The sequence below is a fragment of the Nostoc sp. genome, assembly GCF_036917395.1.
Classification (GTDB): domain Bacteria; phylum Cyanobacteriota; class Cyanobacteriia; order Cyanobacteriales; family Nostocaceae; genus Nostoc.
The window spans coordinates 118239-137786 of sequence record NZ_JBALDI010000078.1 but is presented as its reverse complement, the minus strand read 5'-3'; the positions used below and the strand labels follow the sequence as shown (position 1 = coordinate 137786).

Below are 19548 nucleotides of genomic sequence, written 5' to 3'. Positions count from 1 at the left end.
CTTAGAGTGGGTAGGAAACACTTTTATGGTAAGTACAGCTTTAAGTACCTGACGATAGATAGAGTAAGTTATTAGTAATTACCTTTAGGGAATTTTATGGTAGAAAAACCAAAATTATCAACTAATAGCGAGTTGTTAGCTAATATTTATAAACCTCTAATTTACATCCTCCCTAGAGAGTCATATAATCTGAACCAATTGGTCTCACCTGAGATATCAACATTAGAAAAAAGGGTTAGTAAAGGATATGTAGATGTTGTTATAGACAGTGCATTAGCCACATCTGAAACAATTGCAGGGTTGGGGCTAAATTCAATATCTTCACAACTTTTAATATGGGGTTTGAAACGATTAAAGGAAGCCCAAAGCTCTACTAGCAGGCTATAAAAGAGGAAATAAGCTCTTTGTTCACTGAGAAGAGTACGAGTTATGAAAACCATTACAATTTCAGAGGATTCTGCTGAAATTCGCGCTTTATTAGAACAAGCTCGTAGTAAGGATGTGATTGTGCGGCTTGCTGATGGTAGCGAATTTATTCTAAGTGCAGTTGATGATTTTGATGTTGAAGTTGCACAAACGCGACGAAATGAGAAGTTAATGGCATTGTTGGATGAACGTGCTAAACAAACACAGACAATTCCATTTGATGAAGTCAAACGCCGATTAGGTGATTAGTAGTTGAGCTTGACACTGCGCCAAGAATTTTGAAGAATTATTTTGACTTTGAAATTTAAAAAATGTCCCGTTCTGGATACACACTTCCCGTTTTTGCGTGCGCTGCTGCTGTTGCAGCTTTACACTGGTTACACGATCGCCAACCCCTAAAAGTTGCGTCTGTAGATTTACTTGAACCGACTAAAATCGCAGAAATCCCCATTGAACAGGTAGCAGGACTATCTGAGAATACAGCTTTGGCAATCACCCGTAGCGATCCTGGTGATAATCTTGACCTGACCAAAAATACACCGATTTGGGCATTGGTGGAGTGGGGAGGGGGAGATGAGGAGACAGTAATTATTAAAGGAGGGGAAGGAATTGGCAAACAGATGAATGCTGATGACAAGCCGGCTATTTATGCTTATGCTCAAAGGCTTTTACGCGATAACTTGCAACGAATGCTAGCACCGGGGGAAAAAATCACGGTGACGATTATTCTACCCGAAGGGCGATCGCTAGCTGTTCGGACTTCAAATTCTGCTTTTGGTGTGGTTGAAGGACTTTCCCTTTTAGGCACAACAGGCATTTCTCAACCATTGAGTACACCAGATCAACTTGCAGTTTTTCGGGCTGAATTACAAAATAAAGCTAGTCGTTTTGAAAGTTTAGTATTCTGTATCGGAGAGAATGGCCTAGATTTGGCGCGTAAACTAGGGATTAATCCCGATCAATTGGTCAAAACTGCTAACTGGCTTGGCCCAATGTTAGTAGAAGCTAATGTGCTGGGCGTAAAAGAAATCTTATTATTTGGCTATCACGGTAAGCTGATGAAACTGGCTGGAGGGATTTTTCACACCCATCACTATTTGGCTGATGGACGCCGGGAAATTTTGGCAGCGCACTGTGCGATCGCAGGTTTAAAATCACCAGATATCCAAGCTGTGTTTAACAGTGCTACCGCAGAAGCCGCATTAACATATTTAAAATCGTTAGATGCTGCAACTGGTAGTGATTGGGTAAATCAAGTTTATACTGCGATCGCCGAAACTATCGATCTGCGTTCCCAAGAATACATCCAAAGCCATAGTGAAAGCACCACAGGAGTAACAGTCTGTGGCTCTATCCTCTTTGATCGCGATCGCAAAATTATCGTGAAGAGTAAAACTGCTGGTCTGTTGATGGAAAAATTATGTTAATTTATTATGAATAATCGTAAACAATCCAAATAAATAATCTTTTAAGTAACCACTCTAGGGTAGATTTATCGTTTTCATACCATCTCCGCCTCCAGGACTAGACAAACGCACATAACCTCGCGTTTGTCTAGGGCTTCTATACCATTATCAGCCTATGCAGGCTGAATAATAGCATCACCATAGACCACAAAGCATCTATTTATCCTTAACAGATATAATTTTCCGTCATGAATACAGCGGTGACTCTACCAGCAGAACAAGCCCCCCAAACATTGGAAGATTTTGGGCGGCTTGATCGTCAATTGATTGTAATTCTGGACTTCGGCTCTCAATATTCTGAGTTGATTGCCCGGCGCATTCGCGAGACTCAAGTATACTCTGAAGTTTTGTCCTATCGCACTTCTTCTGCACATTTGCGCCAACTTAATCCTAAGGGAATCATCCTCTCTGGTGGCCCGAGTTCGGTTTATGGTGATAAAGCTCCCCATTGTGACCCAGAAATCTGGAATTTGGGAATACCCGTCTTGGGTGTTTGCTATGGGATGCAGCTAATGGTAAACCAACTCGGTGGGGAAGTGGTAAAGGCTGACCGAGGTGAGTACGGCAAAGCATCATTATATATTGATGATCCCACAGATTTGCTCACTAATGTCGAAGATGGCATCACCATGTGGATGAGTCATGGAGACTCAGTTATCCAAATGCCGTCAGGGTTTGAATTGCTAGCACATACAGAAAATACTCCCTGTGCTGCCATTGCCGACCACGAAAAGAAACTTTACGGCGTTCAATTCCATCCAGAGGTAGTGCATTCTATTGGCGGTATAGCATTAATCCGTAATTTTGTCTACCATATCTGCGATTGCGAACCCACTTGGACAACAGCGGCTTTTGTCGAAGAGGCAATTGGGGAAATTCGCACCAGAGTTGGCGATAAGCGGGTGCTGTTAGCGCTATCTGGGGGAGTGGATTCTTCTACTCTGGCCTTCTTGCTGTATAAAGCGATTGGTGAGAAACTAACTTGCGTATTTATCGATCAAGGCTTTATGCGAAAGTATGAGCCAGAGCGATTGGTAAAGCTGTTCCAAGAGCAGTTTCACATTCCTGTAGAGTATGTGAATGCCCGCGATCGCTTTTTAGCTACAATTGCCAATATTACAGATCCTGAAGAAAAACGCCGCCGCATCGGACACGAATTTATCAGCGTATTTGAGGAAACATCCAAGCGCCTCGGCCATTTTGACTATCTGGCTCAAGGGACTCTTTATCCAGATGTGATCGAATCTGCTGACACCAACGTTGATCCCCAAACTGGTGAGCGCGTAGCGGTGAAAATTAAGAGTCATCACAATGTTGGCGGTTTGCCCAAAGACTTAAGATTTAAATTGGTGGAACCACTGCGGAAACTATTTAAAGATGAAGTCCGCAAAGTTGGGCGTTCCATTGGTTTACCAGAAGAAATTGTCCAACGGCAACCTTTTCCTGGTCCTGGTTTGGCAATTCGCATCCTGGGGGAAGTCACATCTGAACGGTTAAATATTTTGCGCGATGCTGATTTGATTGTCCGGCAAGAAATTAACCAACGCGGCATGTATCATGATTTCTGGCAAGCATTTGCTGTCTTGCTGCCAATTCGTAGTGTTGGCGTTATGGGGGATCGGCGTACCTACGCTTACCCCATCGTCTTGCGAATTGTGACTAGTGAAGATGGCATGACTGCTGATTGGGCCAGAGTCCCTTACGATGTCCTGGAAGTGATTTCCACTCGGATTGTGAATGAAGTGAAAGGGGTGAATCGGGTAGTTTATGACATCACCTCTAAGCCACCTGGAACCATTGAATGGGAGTAATCAAGTTTTGAGTTTACTTAACTAAAAGCTGATCACCGAATTTACGATGTTTAAATTTTGGATTTTGGAATTGAAAGATTCAAAATTCAAAATTTAAAAAGTCTGTTCGCGCAGCATCCGTACCAAAAGCAAGCGAACGAGACGCTTCCTTGGCGTTGGAAAGACCGCAGTAGCTCCCCTTTTTAAGGCTTGCTCAATGCTACGCCTTGATCTAGTAGAGAGCGTCTGGGGGTTTCCACGCCAATTGTTCTACTTGGAGAAACCCCTGTGAGCGAGTAGCGTGGGTTAAAGAGGATCGAGTCTTAACCCAAGCGGATTGATTTTAAAAGCCTCCATCAAAATCCAAACCTATTAGTAAGAAAGCAGTCAACCAATTTTGGATAATGGAAAAATAGAATTTATATTGACCCCAGCAATCAAGTCACTTGCTTGTCAAAAAATGTTTGGATAATGGAAAAATAGAATTATTCTCGCGTTTAAATTCGCAAGTATCAAACATGCATTAAATAATGGAATACAAGAATCTTCTCTACGATAGGCTCCGCCAACAATTCCATTATCCAAAATTTAAACATCGTAAATTCGGTGAGTAATTATGAAAATTATTCTGAAACTCCAACTATTTGTTAAAATGGATTTTTTAAATGTAAAGGAATTTAAATACCAACATAATTTTAGCCAGTCAATAATTATAAATGCTAGCTAATAATTAACCATCAATTGGATGTGGCTGGACAAATTGAATTATTGCTTAGAAAAATAGGCGCGATCGCAGTAAAATTACCAATGGTGTGGTCACTGAGAAAAAACAAGCAGCTGATTAGAAATAACTTTCATTTGATCAACATTAATGGAGATGTTATGGAACCTGTTCCCCTTGCTGGCTTAAACATCCTCGTAGTTGATGATGATGACGATAGCCGCTTTTACATTACTACCGTGTTGGAAGCAGATGGAGCCACTGTGATGGCAGTTGCATCCGCAGCGATCGCATTGAAAGTACTACCTGAGTTGCAACCTGATGTCTTGATTTGTGATATTGCTATGCCTGGTGAAGATGGCTACACTCTTATCCGCAAGATCCGGGCGCTAAAGCCTGATATTTGGGGAAAACTCCCCGCTATCGCCTTAACTGCCTATGGCGATAGCGAGTATCGTAGCCATGCCCTGGAAGCGGGCTTTCAGACTCATGTGGCTAAACCAGTTGACCCAGGAGAACTAGTTGCGATCGTCGCAAATTTGGTCGCTTCTTATAAGAGTTAACACAAAGATTATTTTATGAGCGATCGCATCCCCTCTAGTTGACTGGCGATCGCAATGATAACAGGACTTACGCAAGAACTCTTTGAAACTCTTATTCCTTTGTGTCCAACTCTTGGAGACGCTGCGCGAATGCGTCCTTTGCGGTAGCCTGCGGCAAGCCGCTTTGCGTCTACGTTTTATTATGATTTTGCGTAAGTCCTGGATAATATTACTGATAAAATATCGAAAATGTGATAACTTTACCCAGCGCTCAAGCCTTATTTAGAAGGTAGTTTACAGGTTTGTCACCTTCATACCATTCATGATATCAAACCAATTGCGATCGCAAAACGTTTCGGGTTTGCATTTAGTAGCTGACAAGCTTTCTTCCAAAAAAATCCCAATCTTTAGAGGGTCTTGCAAACAGTATCGAGACAATCGATATTGAATTGGTCTTTGATCCACCAGACCAAATAAAATGAAGTTGGACTCAAAAGCTGATAAAACTAGCTTATGCAAGACTCTAAACAAGAGATAAATGCCAGAGCTTCTATAGATTTAGAACAGCGAAGGAATTGGTATTCTTTTGTAGCTGATATTTATTACAACGCCAGACCAAAATATCCAAAGGAACTGATCGAGCGGTCCGTCGTTTTAGCCCAACTTGACTCAGATGCATCGATTCTTGAGGTCGGTTGTGGTCCAGGAAATGCGACGGTAGCTTTTGCTCAATTCGGTTTTTCAATGACGTGTATTGAGCCAAACCAGGATTTTTGTCGTTTGGCACAACGCAACTCTGCAACCTATCCAAACGTTGCAATCTACAACACCTCATTTGAGGAGTGGGAACCAGAAGCGAAACAGTTCAATGCCGTTCTATCTGCTAATGCCTTTCACTGGATACCGTCAGAGATTCGGTATGCCAAGGCAGCGACGGCATTACGCGACAACGGGTTTCTCATCCTGCTATGGAATCTAAGACCTGAACCGAAATACGAAGTTTACCAAGCGATCGAGGAAGTATATCAAGTTTATGCTCCCTCACTTGTCCGGTATGAAGGTGCAGAAACTCAAGCGGAAATTTTGAGAGGGTTTGAACAAGACATTCTAGACTCTGGTTATTTTAAGGAGTTGGTAACTGAGCAAATCGCGTGTGAGGTAACGTACAGCATCGATGACTTCCTTAAACTATTAAATACCTTTGGGAGACTGGAGCCAAAGGCGAAGGAGTTGCTATTTGCAGGATTGCGGGAAAAGCTGAGGAACTTTGGAGACAGTGTAGACCTCTCGTTTCTTTCTGCTGTTCACGTTGCCCGAAAAGATGGATAAGCTGTTAAATTCGTTACGTAATGACGCAGCAACGCTAACCCTTGTGAATTTGGAAACTTATACTGGATGTGAAGCATCAGTGTAAGTAGTTCACTACAAAAAAAGAGCTATGCGAATTCTAATTGTGAAAGGCAGTGTATTATTGCTCCTGACTGCGGTGACAACTGGCTGTGTCGGTTCTTCCTCTGTTACAAAACAGCCACAAGCCTTACCTGTAAGCACTGAACAGCCGACCAAAGCAACTGTGTTGACCTCAACACCTACACCTGCTGGAAAAACTACAGAGAATTCTACCCCTGAAGCCACTATTGCCACAAATCCGACGCGCTGTGAAACTAGTCAATTGTCAGTGCGCCGAGTCTCCGAAGATGCTGGCGTTGGGAATGTTGCCCTCACCTACGCCTTCAGCAATAACGCCTCATCTCCTTGCAACCTCTACGGTTATCCGGGATTGGCACTACTGGATGCAAAAGGTCAGCCTTTGGAGGGGGTTAAAGTCATCCGCTCCCAGGACACTTACTTTTCGAGTAAGCAACCTCGACAACAAGTAACTCTAGCTCCTGGAACACAAGCCTCATTTCAGATAGCATACAACCACATTAATTCCCCAGAGGAACACTGCCCAATGTCTAGTAAAATTGAAATCACGCCTCCTAATGCTTACCAGCACTTTACCCTCACAGAACAAATCAAGCCTTGTACAGGCAAAGTCACAGTAACTCCGGTGCGAGCCGTTGGCACTCAACCCTAGTAAATTTCTGTAATTTACTCAAACATCCAGAAATAGCATAAATTTGATCACAGCCTCTGATAAGTTCAGTATTGTACTGTTTAAAAAGGTTAAAAAATTCTATGGAAGGAATTGATGTTGCTGATCAAGACGGCAGAGTAGATTGGACGGCAGTAAAAAACTCTGGTAAAACTTTTGCGTTTGTCAAAGCTACAGAAGGAGTTAGCATCAAAGATTCTGCTTTTGCTCATCACTGGCAGACCATGAAAGCTGTTGGTATTATTCGGGGTGCTTATCATTTCTTTCACCCACACACATCTGACCCGGTTGAGCAAGCGAAGGAATTCTTAAAAACGTTGGGGAAATTAGAACCAGGAGACTTACCACCAGTTCTGGATGTCGAGGTAACTGACAGAGGAAGTAACCAAGCTGTAATTAATGGAGCGAAGCAGTGGTTAGCAGAGGTGGAAAAAGCCCTTCTACAACAAACAAAAAAACCAATCAAACCAATTATTTATACCTTTCCTAGTTTCTGGCAAGAAATTGGTAATCCATCTGATTTTGCTAGTTATCCGTTATGGATTGCCCATTACGGAACCAAGAACCCAAGTATTCCTAGCGCTTGGCAGGGGCAATACCTAATCCATCAATATGAAGGTGATATATCTGGTGTAGCTGGTGTTAGTGGTCGAGCCGATTTGAATAGATTTAATGGATTGCAGCTAGGAGATTCTGGGCTAATAGTCAAACAATTACAACAGCAATTAAAAAATATTGGATTATATACTGATGCCATTGATGGGCATTTTTCGGAGTCAGTTAAAAATGCAATTGTCAGTTTCCAAACATCTAAAAAATTGCAAGCTGATGGAATTGTCGGTGTAAAAACTTGGGTAGCTTTATTGTGGATTTAAAATTGATTGTACACTCAATAAATAGACCAATACTCACCATAAACTGAATGTAAACATGGGTGATACTTTACATCTAAGGTTTACTTATTTTAATTAACGAGTACAGTTGTTTTAAATATAGCTACTTATTGAAAATCCCTTACGGTGCTTAGAGTGCTTTTCAATAAGTAGCTAGGCGTAAATAAATTAAAGTTTGTAGTAAGTTAGCGCGGCAAGGGTAAGGACTTTAGTCCCGATAAACCTTGCTATGAGCAATGAATCGCTCACTACGAGCTAGGATTTTATTGTATGTTTAGTTATGCCTACCTACTTGTAGCCATTTTCAATTCGGTAAGTATACAAGTATGCAGACAGACCTAGCCCCCTAGCCCCCTTCCCACTTCGGGAAGGGGGAAAAATTCAAAGCCTCTTTCCTAAAAACACAGAGGAATGGAAGTGAGGTCAAAACTGTACCTCACTGGGTCGAAAACCGCTATAGTGTGTATTTTTATATCTGACTAGCATCTCGAAATGCACAAAAGTGAGATTTGACTTGAAAAAAACCTTTCAGGATTCGTTTGAGTGAATTAAACTTAACCCACCTGATAGCTTTATTCACTTCCACCCACTGCCGTTTTCTTTTACTTGCTTCTGGATAATCTTCACTCAGCATCTCCACTGGCAACAAATACATCTTGACCCGGTAAATTTTACCTCGTTTGCGGTACTTGTAAGTGCCCAGTTCATTGGCGTCTACCTGCCCAATTACCCCTGCTTCTTCCCACGCCTCTTTGGCTGCTGAAGCGGGCGGACTCATACCATTAGGAATATCTCCTTTCGGAATTACCCAGTGTTGAAAGTTACGGCTAGTGATTAGTAATATTTCGACTTTGCCATTGTTTACTCTATAAGGAATCACCCCAGACTGTTCAAACACTTTGCTGACTTTTCGACTCATGTAATTTGCATCTTGTACGGTCTAGCTTTTTTGTACAATGTTTATTTCAAAAAGTCGAGAGCTGATACTGGATAAATTTTGGTTAATTTTAGGTTATGAAAAGGTTAAGTTTTTATTCATAAGAGTTAATTATTGGAAGTTTTTATTAATCTTTTAATCTCGTTTCCAGATTCTAGCTGGCAATGCTCTTCAATTGCGGCTCTGTCGCTTGGACTAGAGGCAGAGCCTCCCAATTGCATTCCCAGTCTGAGACTGGGAACGAGGTACGAGATTTTTAAAGCTTTTGGCTGTAATTTGATGTAGATAAAAATGTTTTATCCGTAGCGCATGTTGCATTTATACGAGAATTACTATATCTGTTACCTTAATATAAAGTCAACTGGCTTAAAAGGTGTATTCCTGATGGCTGATTGACAAATGCAGCATTATTCAAAGCATTATATATTCTGGCATTAAGCTAGAATATATGTCACCAATGTAACTAACTTGACTTTTTCAAATTTTGGTAGATATACAGCGAAGATATTGTATTTAAATCTAATTCTTTAGGCTCATCTTCATCGTCATTAGTATTTTTAAACAAAACTGTAAACGCACCAGCGCCTAACCCATCTTGAGGAAACATCCGATAACAAGGCATGGTAGTTAAATGCGACTGATATTTGGCTAAATCACTCATTTCTATTGCCTGAAACTGGGGAAAGCGTTCTAAAAACCATTCACAAATTTGCTCATTTTCTTCGGGTGAATATGTACAAGTCATATAAGCCAGATAGCCTTGTGGTAAAACAATTTTAGCAGAGTTAGCTATAATGCGCTTTTGCCGATTTGCACTCTTATTAATAGCAGTTGGGTGAAAACATCCGGGTGCTTTTTCACCTTTAGCAAGTAAGGATTGTCCAGTACAAGGAGCATCTACTATTACTAGATTGCTAGAGCAGGGAAACATTTCGGCAAATATACTCGAATCTCTATTAACCACTGCACTAGGGCTAATCTGACAACGCTTAAAATTAGAAATTAGCATTCCCAGACGTTTGCCAATGACTTCATTACTGATCAGTAAGTCAGGTTGTAAAGCTTTCCAAGCGAAGATACTTTTACCTCCTGGTGCGGCACACATATCAAAAACTAAACGTATTGACTGAGGAATAGCTAACAAAGTAGTAGCTGCAAACACCGAAGAAAAATCTAAGCAATAAAAATATCCTTTTTGATGTAAGGGATGCTGACCAGGTTTTTCTCCCAGGTATAAGCGGTCTATAAATTTTGGTTGCCAAGAGGTTGGTGTTTCCACTGCCAAAGGTGAAATATCTGGCTTTTCTTGACACCAAAGAATACTGGGTGAAAAAGGCTGAGGATTCATTAAAGCCTCGGTAAATTTTTCTTGTTCATCTAGATTAGTGAACAAACGCCGCGAGACTTTAAGTAATAAATTAGAAGGTTTTTCCATGTAGATATATAAATAACTAGGTTGTATCCAAATACAAATCAAACTGTTACACAAGAACAATGTAATTAAGGCTTTTGGCTTCATACTCAAAATATAATGACCGCCATTGGGATTGCAATGGCCAAGCTACCCCACTGCACCGGAGAAGGTCATGATCTTAGAGAATTTTCCGCAAAAATTACGCAAAGAAGCACAACTATGGAGGGATGAAGGATTAATTAGTTCTTCGCTGTATGAGCAATTAGCAGAACGTTATCAATTTAAAAACCTGGAAGCTGCTGCACGCGATCGCAATAAAGCGATCGCGATTGCTGTAGGCGGCATCCTTTTATGCTTAGGCATAATTACCTTTGTAGCCGGAAACTGGCAGGGAGGGTCACGAGAAATCAAATTTATTCTGATGATGAGTTTGTTTTTTGCGATCGCTATCACTGGTTTTTACACCTGGAGACCACCTGAAGGAAAGAAGCCACAACGGAGTAAACGCTTACTGGGAGAGGGGTTGCTAATTTTAAGCGCCTTCATTTTCGGTGCAAATTTACTGCTGATGGCCCAGATGTTTAATATTGCCGGTTCAACTTCCCAATTGTTTCTCGCCTGGGGGTTGGGTGTTGTGGTGATGGCCTTTGGTTTGTGCTTAAATTCTTTAGGAATTCTGTCAATTGTCCTCGTGGAAATCGGGTATTGGACTGGACTTGAAGACTTGTGGTCCGCTTCAGGTGAGTTCACTTGGTCGCGGCTAGTGGTGCAGCATATGCCTTTGTTGGCATGGCTGGTGTTTGTTCCCTTAGCCTACTTCTGTCGATCGCGTTGGATTTTTGGTCTAGCAGCCTTTGTCTTTGCTAGTTCCTTACAAGCCAACCTCAATCCGCTGCCACTGCTGAATTATGCTGATATAGCCCCTTGGGTGGCATCTTTTGCTTTTGCACTCCCACCTGCATTATTCTGGAGTTATGATGATTTGCTGTTTCCAAGCATAAATTACAGGTTGTTTCAATCCCTGGCCCGTAATTTAGCGTTGGTAAGCTTCGGCATTGTCTTTTACGTTCTCTCTTTTCGTTGGGTCTGGGAATCTCCAAATTATGGTTATAATCAGCCAACGAATGTGACAAACTTGTTCGAGTCTCTGCCGATCATCGATCTGGGGATTCTCAGCGGGTTAGCGGTATTGCAATGGTTGTTTCTACTGCGTCAAAGAAATAACCCTCCGCGCCGCGAAGTGATTTTCACAACTGCTGTCATTAGTACTTTTCTTGCCTTTATTGCCATAGTACCTTTTTGGCATCAAACTATCAGCCGGATTGATGAACTTGGTGTTTTTATTTTCAATGTACTTCTAGCAACATTAGCCTGGGGACTAATTCAAGAAGGATTGAAATTAAGCAACAGAAATTCATTTTGGGGCGGTATGCTATTATTAACAGTCCAAATTATCAGTCGCGTGCAAGAGTACGATACAGACTTACTTTTTAAGTCGCTGGTCTATGTCTTGTGCGGTTCTGCTTTAATTAGCGCTGGACTTTGGTTTGAACGCCGTCTACCTGGTGGTAGCTCTACAAGTAAGAAGTAGTGCAAAAGATGAAACAAGCCGTGAAAATTTTAGATTTTTAATTTTGGATTTTAAATTGAATAAAAAAATCTAAAATCTAAAATTCTGAAATCTCTGTGCGTCAAAATTTTTAAAGTTTCTCTGCGTTAGTCCTAATCTCGTTACTTTTGACCTCCTCAATCCCTCTGCTTTTTAGGACTACGCTCATGACTAATAGTTCTCCTGAATCTAAAAATAAAACCTTGTCTCCCGAAGCCGAATTCTCCAATAAGGTGACTTTTCGGGATTACTTGATTGCCAGTGAACAAAAATCGAATAAGCCCTTACCTTTTTGGCGGTTACTAGCTCCCCTGGCGCTGCAAACAGGGCTAATTATGGCAGTACCAGCCCAAGCGGTTTATACAGACGTGACAGGTAAGACGGTGATTTTGCAAACCGTACCTGTAGACCCTAACAATGTGCTGGAAGGTAACACCTTAGCGTTAGATTACAACATATCCCGTACCGCAAATTTAAGCCGACTACCTGGTTGGCAAACATTAGTCAGCAGAGGTCGTGGAAGTGGCAGAAGATTGCCTGAAGGAACCAACATCTTCGTGACTTTGCAAGAGCAACTATCCGCTGGTGGCGGTGTTCCTAGAGCTTGGAGACCGTTACGAGTAAGTAGTGATCGCCCCACTTCTTTAAGAGCCAATCAGGTAGCCTTAAAAGGTGTTTATCAGGATGGTTCTGTTAACTACGGCTTAGAAACATATTACATAAAAGAAAACCAACGGCGGCAGATTAGCAACGACTTACAAACTCAACGCGCCCGCAGAGGACAGCTACCACCCATTGTGGTGAAGGCGAAAGTAGATCCACAGGGGAAGGCAGTGCCAGTTAGTATGTGGGTGCGCGATCGCAACTATCGCTTTTAAGCTGTTAGTAGATCACAAACTTTCGGAAGTTAACGGAAAACAAGGGTTTGTGCCCTCGTGAAGAAAGAGTATTCAGCATTGGTAATAGAGCGATCGCTTTCAAGCAGCTAATAGTATCGGCTGAAATGCTGATTAATATGTTTTGTGACGGGGATTTCAACCCCGACACAAAACAAGCTGTTTATAGAAATGGGGGTATCAACCCCTATTCAATTACGATTGACAAGTAACGATTTTGGTAAATGTGCTTGCATTGGGATGCTCCCAGGCGACAGAAATGCACTAGTACGCCACGGCGGAAATAGAGCAACCATTTAAAAACCCTAAAGAGCTTATTCCGTAATACTTTTGAATGAGTGACTTCCGCCTTGCGGTACTGGCTCACTTCGTCTTTTGAAATTTTAATTGGCTAATAAGTCTAGCTCTTCGATCAGTCATTTCTGGTCTGGTCAAAATTCCTTGGGTAGGACTAAAAAATAATGCTAATAAAAATAGGACGGAAACAACTAAAACTATAGCTGCGCCTGATGGGACGTTCAAATAGTAACTAATATACATTCCAGTTACACTGCTAATTACACCAATAATTGCGCCTAATTGCATCATTTGGTGTAACTCTTTCACTAATAAATAAGCTGTAATTCCTGGCCCGATCAGCAGGGAAACAACTAATACTACACCTACAGTTTGCATACTAGCAATAATCGTCAAGGTGATAGCACCAGTTAAACCAAAATGAATCAAATTAATTGGTAAACCACTTGCTTGAGCGCCAAGTGGATCAAATGTATAAAATAGCAATTCTTTGTAAAAAAGCTTTACTAAAAGCAAGACAATAACCGTAATAATTACAGTGCGCTTCACATCATCTGTAGTTACACCCAAGATATCGCCAAACAAGAATTCATGCAGGTCTAACTTACTTTTCAATAGAGTAATTAGCATGATACCCAAGGCTAAAAATCCCGAAAAAACTAACGCCATAGCTGCATCAACTTTGATCCGAGATTGGGATTGAATCCAACCAATTACAAAGGTGCTGAGAGTTCCAGAAATAAATGCACCTAAGAAAATATCAATACCCAAGAAAAAGGCTATAGCTAGTCCTGGTAAAACTGCATGAGCAATCACATCTCCTAGTAATCCCATGCGTTGAACGATTAGGTAAGTACCAACAACAGCGCAAAGAACACCCAACAGAATTGCTGTAACAAGTGCGCCACGCATAAATTCAAAACTTAGGGGTTCAATTAGCCAATTTAACATTAAACTATTTCCCTATTCAATATAAATACACTATCTCCATAGGCACGTTGAATATTATCTGCTGTCATCACTTCGTTCATCGACCCGTTGGCAATTATTTGTTTATTTAATAACAGTAACTGGTCACATTTTTTCAAAACTGTTCCCAAATCATGAGTGACCACTAATAAAATCTTGCCTTGAGATTTTAGTTCTTCAAAGACATCAAACATTATGGCTTCTGTCTTTTTATCAACTCCGACAAATGGCTCATCGAAAAATAATAACTCGGCTTGTTGTGCTAAAGCTCTTGCTAAAAATACTCGCTGCTGCTGTCCGCCTGATAATTCTCCAATTTGACGCGATCGCAACTCTAACATCCCCACCCTTGCCAAAGCATCTTTAACTATTTCTTCAGAGGATCGTGAAGGTGCGCGAAACCAGCCAGTATGCACAGTCCGCGCCATCAGCACCACATGCCAAACTGTGATCGGGTAATCCCAGTCTATTTGCGATCGCTGTGGTACATACGCAACAGAACTTAATTGTTGTTTCAAAGCGCGATCGCGAAACTTCACAACTCCACTCGTAGTTGGTACTAAGCCCAAAATTGCCTTCACCATTGTGCTTTTACCAGCACCATTTGGGCCAATTACACCCACAATTTGTCCCGGTAAGGAGCGGAAACTCACATTCTCAACCGCCATCACTCCTCGGTAATTTACAGCTAAATGTTTAACCTCTAACATAAATTTACCATTTATATGATAATGATAATCACTATAACTAAAGCAATCAGATTTATGATATCTTACAAATTGCGATTAAAATCCCTAGCTGCTCTTGCCTTAACATGCGGAGTACTTGGATGTAGTCCGACATCAGAGACTAGCCAATCGACTCCCACACCTGCTAATAATGTGGTGGCTCCCCAAACAGGTACTTCACCTGTTCCAGAAGCCAATGGGAAAGGCCCATTAGTCGTCGCCACCAATACCGTTGCTTGTGGCTTAACTAAAGAAATCGCAGGTGATACAATTGACCTCAAATGCTTAATCGATCCTGGTTCAGACCCGCACGTATACCAACCAAAGCCAGAGGATAGCAAAGCAATTGAGCAGGCTAAATTAATCCTCTACGGCGGTTACAATTTTGAACCTGGTTTAATCAAGTTAATTAAAGCTAGTTCAAATTCTGCTGCCAAGGTAGCTGTAGATGAAGTTGCAGTCCCCAAACCTCAGCAGTTTGAGGAGGATGGTAAAACTGTTACTGACCCCCATGTATGGCACAATGCCCAGAATGGGATAGCTATAGCTCAAACTATTTCCCAAGAATTAGCAAAGATAGCTCCAAATAATGCTGCAACTTATACCAGCAACACCCAAAAATTAACAACCGAAATCAGCCAGATAGACACCTGGATTAAATCAGAGATTGCCACAATTCCACCTAAGCAACGCAAACTAGTCACCACTCATGATGCTTTTGGTTACTATTCCAAAGCTTATGGAATTCCTCTTGAAGAGGCGCTAGGGGGCATTAGCACAGACGAAGCGCCGACACCGAAGCGAGTTGGTGCATTATCAAAAGATATTGAAAAAGAGGGTGTGCCGACAATTTTTGCAGAAACGACGATTAACCCGAAACTAATTCAAGCGGTAGCAAAAGAGGCAAAAGTTAAGGTTTCAGACCGAGAATTGTTTGCTGATGGTTTGGGAGAAAAGGGGACAGAGGGGGAAACTTACCAAGGAATGTTAATTGCCAATACACGCACGATTGTAGAAGGTTTAGGGGGCAAATATACGGAGTTTAAGCCTAAATAAACAGAGTTAGGGACGCCGAATAGTTCCCCCTAGCGATCGCCCTCTTGGTGGATACGAGAGTGTGTATCTATAAGTAGAAGCGATCGCGCCGATATAAACCTAAGGCACAATCAGCACTGGGCAAGGGGAAAGGTTAATCACGCGAGTCGTGACACTATCATCAGCTCCCTCTTCAGTCAAACCTAGCCCCCGACACCCCATGATGATTAAATCGGCCCCCATTTCATCAGCGACATCGCAGATAGTAAAAGCTGGTTTCCCTTGCCTTTCCAGGATTTCGGATTTAATTCCTTGCCCAGAAAATAAAGATTGGGCACTTTCCAGCAGTTTGGCAACTACCTCTGGTGACACCATCGGATCTGCACTAGGTGCGTCTTTTGATGGTTCTTCTACCACAGACAGCAGCACCAAGCGACTGCCGAACTTTTTAACTATGTTGGTCACCATATCAGCAGCTTCCCGCGTTTCCCGGCTTTGATCAATAGGAAATAGTACTGTCTTAAACATCTCTGTCACTTGGGTACCCCTGACTCCGGTAAAATCTTGATGGTTCTACTTTCAAAACAATAACAAAAAGGCAATCAGGAGAGTTTGGTGTGTCCAAAAAAAGTTTAGCAAGTTTATCTTCGGCTGATATATCTGGGAAACGTGCCTTAGTGCGGGTTGACTTTAATGTGCCTGTGGATGATCAAGGCAATATTACCGACGATACTCGTATTCGCGCAGCTCTGCCAACCATTAAAGATTTGACGCAGAAGGGTGCTAAGGTCATTCTCACGAGCCATTTTGGCCGTCCCAAGGGTGTGGATGACAAATTACGCCTAACTCCCGTTGCCAAGCGTCTATCGGAATTGTTGGGGCAAGAAGTCATTAAAACTGATGACTCCATTGGCGATGAAGTTGCAGCTAAAGTTGGCGCGTTGGAAAATGGCCAAGTGCTGTTACTGGAAAATGTCCGCTTTTACCCAGAAGAGGAGAAAAACGACTCAGAATTTGCGAAAAAATTGGCAGCTAATGCTGATTTTTACGTAAATGATGCTTTTGGTACTGCACATCGCGCCCATGCTTCTACTGAAGGTGTGACTAAATTCCTCAGCCCTTCTGTGGCTGGATATTTGGTTGAGAAGGAATTGGAATATCTGCAAAACGCCATTGAAAATCCCCAACGTCCTTTGGCGGCAATTATTGGCGGTTCCAAAGTTTCCAGTAAAATTGGTGTGATTGAAACACTGCTGGAGAAGTGCGACAAGCTGATTATCGGCGGTGGGATGATTTTCACGTTCTACAAAGCCCGTGGTTTGAATGTCGGTAAGTCGTTGGTGGAAGAAGACAAGCTAGAACTAGCGAAATCTTTGGAAGCGAAGGCTAAGGAACGGGGCGTTACCTTCTTGTTACCCACGGATATAGTATCGGCAGATAAATTTGCTGCCGATGCTAATGCGACAACTGTCAGCATTGAGAATATCCCCGATGATGGTATGGGTTTGGATATTGGCCCAGACTCGGTGAAAGTTTTCCAAGAAGCCCTTGCAGATACCAAAACGGTAATTTGGAACGGGCCGATGGGTGTGTTTGAGTTTGATAAGTTTGCGGCAGGTACGGAAGCGATCGCTCATACCCTCGCCGAAATTAGCAAAACTGGCACAACTACCATTATTGGCGGCGGTGACTCAGTAGCGGCTGTGGAAAAGGTTGGTTTAGCCGACCAAATGAGCCACATCTCCACTGGCGGCGGCGCAAGCTTGGAGTTACTTGAAGGCAAGGTATTGCCTGGAATTGCGGCTTTAGATGATGCTTAAGAAAATTAGCTCTTAAGCTACTGAAAAAAATCTGGTAGTTTTTGACAATTGTGGTAAGGGTGCGGTATACCGTACCCTTACTGTATTTATTAGCATTTTTGGCAACTATACCACCAAAATTGTGGAGGTGAAAGTGTAATGGCAAGAATTGAAGAAATTTCAGTCAAAAACTATAGGGTTTTACAAAATATTACCCTAAAAGATATCAAACCTTTTTCCGTTTTTCTTGGGCCTAATGGTAGTGGCAAGACTACTTTTTTTGATGTGATAGGTTTTCTTTCCGATTGCCTTACTACTAATGTTCGCAAAGCCTTAGAAAAGCGAGGAAGGTTTCAAGAAGTTATCTCCCGTGATTGTCAAGGTCAAGAAATTGAAATTGTAATTAAATATCGTGAAGATAATAAATCTCCTAAAATCACCTATACAGTTGCTATCGCTTTACAAAATGGAGCCCCAATTGTTTCAAGAGAAACTCTCAAATGGAAGCGCGGTTCTCGTGGAAAGCCATTTGATTTTCTTAAGTTTGAAAATGGTGGAGGTGAAGTAATTAGTGGTGAAAATCCCGAAATTAATGACAAAAGAATTCACTATCAAATGGATGACCCCAGTTCTTTGGCTATTAAAACAATAGGTCAATTATCAGATAACCCACGCATTGCTAGTTTGCGCCGTTTTATTGAGGGATGGTTTCTCTCTTATTTCATACCAGATCAAGCTCGTCAGCTAGCGACTGCTGGTGCAATGGAACATCTTTCTCGTGAAGGAGACAATATTGCTAATGTAGTTCAATACCTTGCTGATGAACATCAAGAAACTTTATCCAAAATTTTGAAGTTACTGGCTAGCCGTGTTCCCCAGTTAGAAAAAGTGGAATCGGAGCCAACAATTGATGGCAGACTTGCTCTTTTATTTAAAGATGCACCTTTTAGTAAACCATTTCTAGCAAGATTTTCCTCAGACGGCACACTAAAGTTACTGGCATATTTGATATTATTAAATGACCCTAATCCTCCTCAATTACTTTGCATTGAAGAGCCAGAAAATGGATTACATCATCGACTTCTTGATTCTTTAAGTGAGGAAGCTCAGGCTTACTCGCAACGCTCACAAGTATTTGTTTATACTCACTCCACATTTTTTGTTAATACAATAAAAGATGCTAAACAACTCTGGATTTTTCAACGTGATGATAAGGGTTATACAACTGTTAGAAGGGCTGATAAAATCGATGATGCTAAACCTTTTATAGAATCTCAAGCAGGCTTAGGTGATCTATGGTCTGAGGGATATTTTAGAGAATTACCTTAGTAGTAGCAATTATGCATATAGAGTTTTTAGTAGAAGAACCTTCAACTGAAGTTGCTTTAAATTTTATTGTACCTAAAATTATAGGTTATACTCATACGCTGAAAATTCATAACTTTCAAAATAAAGATAGACTTTTAAAAAGACTACCTGAGCGGATGAAAGCTTATGCTAACTTTGTGCCTGATGACTGGCGAATCGTGATTCTAGTAGATGAAGATAGATCTGATTGCCAAGAATTAAAGAGGAAACTTTGTGATGCTAGCAGTATTGTGACTAAACACAAAGGAAATATTGTTCTCCATAGAATTGCAGTAGAAGAACTGGAGTCATGGTTTATAGGTGATGTGACAGCCATTAGGGCTGAATATGAAAAGATTCCTATTTCTTTATCCCAGCAAGCCAAGTTTCGGAATCCAGATACTATCAAAGGTGGTACATGGGAGCAACTAGATAAGATCCTAAAAAAATATGGCTATGAGACAGGGTTACAAAAAATCGACTTTGCTGAGAAAGTTTCTCCCCACATGGATGTAGAAAACAACCTCTCTAAAAGTTTTCAGATTTTTCGAGATGGACTAAGAAGCATCATAAAATAAAAT

The 19548-nt window shown here is 41.5% G+C and carries 19 protein-coding genes; 14 read left to right on the top strand and 5 right to left on the bottom strand.

Going from position 1 to position 19548, the window contains the following annotated elements; genetic code table 11:
• The first annotated feature begins 96 nt into the window (after positions 1 to 96).
• The 8 genes from V7K46_RS27080 (at position 97) to V7K46_RS27045 (ending at position 7918) form a co-directional block, all read left to right on the top strand.
• Positions 97 to 387 (top strand): hypothetical protein, encoded by a 291-nt coding sequence (locus V7K46_RS27080; RefSeq protein ID WP_335118698.1) that lies wholly within the window; start codon positions 97 to 99, stop codon positions 385 to 387.
• Positions 388 to 429: 42 nt separating this feature from the next.
• On the top strand, positions 430 to 675 hold the full coding sequence (locus V7K46_RS27075; protein ID WP_335118696.1) for a hypothetical protein: 246 nt from the start codon (positions 430 to 432) through the stop codon (positions 673 to 675).
• 62 nt (positions 676 to 737) lie between these two features.
• The gene (gene cbiD / locus V7K46_RS27070) at positions 738 to 1853 is read left to right on the top strand and encodes a cobalt-precorrin-5B (C(1))-methyltransferase CbiD (RefSeq protein WP_335118694.1); all 1116 of its coding nucleotides are present in this window, start codon (positions 738 to 740) and stop codon (positions 1851 to 1853) included.
• Positions 1854 to 2080: 227 nt separating this feature from the next.
• Complete coding sequence (gene guaA / locus V7K46_RS27065; protein WP_335118691.1) at positions 2081 to 3703, top strand: glutamine-hydrolyzing GMP synthase; 1623 nt, start codon at positions 2081 to 2083, stop codon at positions 3701 to 3703.
• Between the two features lie 861 nt (positions 3704 to 4564).
• Positions 4565 to 4966, top strand: coding sequence for a response regulator (locus tag V7K46_RS27060; protein WP_335118814.1), 402 nt, complete (start codon positions 4565 to 4567; stop codon positions 4964 to 4966).
• 492 nt (positions 4967 to 5458) lie between these two features.
• A complete protein-coding gene (locus V7K46_RS27055) occupies positions 5459 to 6274 on the top strand; it encodes a class I SAM-dependent methyltransferase (RefSeq protein WP_335118689.1) in 816 nt (271 codons plus the stop codon).
• Between the two features lie 109 nt (positions 6275 to 6383).
• A complete protein-coding gene (locus V7K46_RS27050) occupies positions 6384 to 7025 on the top strand; it encodes a DUF4232 domain-containing protein (protein ID WP_335118687.1) in 642 nt (213 codons plus the stop codon).
• Between the two features lie 101 nt (positions 7026 to 7126).
• Positions 7127 to 7918 carry a GH25 family lysozyme gene (locus V7K46_RS27045; RefSeq protein WP_335118685.1) on the top strand — a complete coding sequence of 264 codons (792 nt, stop codon included), beginning with the start codon at positions 7127 to 7129 and terminating at the stop codon, positions 7916 to 7918.
• Positions 7919 to 8405: 487 nt separating this feature from the next.
• Here V7K46_RS27045 and V7K46_RS27040 read toward each other — a convergent pair whose 3' ends face one another.
• A complete protein-coding gene (locus V7K46_RS27040; RefSeq protein WP_335118683.1) occupies positions 8406 to 8855 on the bottom strand; it encodes an NUDIX hydrolase in 450 nt (149 codons plus the stop codon).
• 481 nt (positions 8856 to 9336) lie between these two features.
• Positions 9337 to 10308: an RsmB/NOP family class I SAM-dependent RNA methyltransferase gene (locus V7K46_RS27035; RefSeq protein WP_335118681.1), complete on the bottom strand. Its 972-nt coding sequence runs from the start codon at positions 10306 to 10308 to the stop codon at positions 9337 to 9339.
• A 151-nt stretch (positions 10309 to 10459) separates the two neighbouring features.
• On the opposite strand from V7K46_RS27035, the gene V7K46_RS27030 reads away from it, so the two are divergent.
• Complete coding sequence (locus V7K46_RS27030) at positions 10460 to 11878, top strand: DUF2157 domain-containing protein (protein WP_335118679.1); 1419 nt, start codon at positions 10460 to 10462, stop codon at positions 11876 to 11878.
• A 185-nt stretch (positions 11879 to 12063) separates the two neighbouring features.
• Entirely contained in the window at positions 12064 to 12774 is a 711-nt protein-coding gene (locus V7K46_RS27025; protein ID WP_335118677.1) for a GDYXXLXY domain-containing protein, read from the top strand.
• A 381-nt stretch (positions 12775 to 13155) separates the two neighbouring features.
• Here V7K46_RS27025 and V7K46_RS27020 read toward each other — a convergent pair whose 3' ends face one another.
• Together V7K46_RS27020 and V7K46_RS27015 are read right to left on the bottom strand one after the other, a co-directional pair.
• Positions 13156 to 14040 carry a metal ABC transporter permease gene (locus V7K46_RS27020; RefSeq protein ID WP_335118675.1) on the bottom strand — a complete coding sequence of 295 codons (885 nt, stop codon included), beginning with the start codon at positions 14038 to 14040 and terminating at the stop codon, positions 13156 to 13158.
• Positions 14040 to 14768, bottom strand: coding sequence for a metal ABC transporter ATP-binding protein (locus V7K46_RS27015; RefSeq protein WP_335118673.1), 729 nt, complete (start codon positions 14766 to 14768; stop codon positions 14040 to 14042). Before V7K46_RS27015 ends, V7K46_RS27020 begins: the two co-directional genes overlap by 1 nt.
• A 54-nt stretch (positions 14769 to 14822) precedes the next feature.
• On the opposite strand from V7K46_RS27015, the gene V7K46_RS27010 reads away from it, so the two are divergent.
• A complete protein-coding gene (locus V7K46_RS27010; RefSeq protein WP_335118671.1) occupies positions 14823 to 15842 on the top strand; it encodes a metal ABC transporter solute-binding protein, Zn/Mn family in 1020 nt (339 codons plus the stop codon).
• Between the two features lie 99 nt (positions 15843 to 15941).
• Here V7K46_RS27010 and V7K46_RS27005 read toward each other — a convergent pair whose 3' ends face one another.
• A complete protein-coding gene (locus V7K46_RS27005) occupies positions 15942 to 16349 on the bottom strand; it encodes a universal stress protein (RefSeq protein WP_335118669.1) in 408 nt (135 codons plus the stop codon).
• Between the two features lie 89 nt (positions 16350 to 16438).
• Between V7K46_RS27005 and V7K46_RS27000 the strand changes: the two genes are divergently transcribed.
• From V7K46_RS27000 to V7K46_RS26990, 3 genes are all read left to right on the top strand, one after another.
• On the top strand, positions 16439 to 17641 hold the full coding sequence (locus V7K46_RS27000) for a phosphoglycerate kinase (RefSeq protein WP_335118667.1): 1203 nt from the start codon (positions 16439 to 16441) through the stop codon (positions 17639 to 17641).
• Positions 17642 to 17779: 138 nt separating this feature from the next.
• Positions 17780 to 18949, top strand: a complete 1170-nt coding sequence (locus V7K46_RS26995) for an AAA family ATPase (RefSeq protein WP_335118665.1) — start codon at positions 17780 to 17782, stop codon at positions 18947 to 18949.
• Between the two features lie 11 nt (positions 18950 to 18960).
• A complete protein-coding gene (locus tag V7K46_RS26990; RefSeq protein ID WP_335118663.1) occupies positions 18961 to 19545 on the top strand; it encodes a DUF4276 family protein in 585 nt (194 codons plus the stop codon).
• The last annotated feature ends 3 nt before the right edge of the window (positions 19546 to 19548 follow it).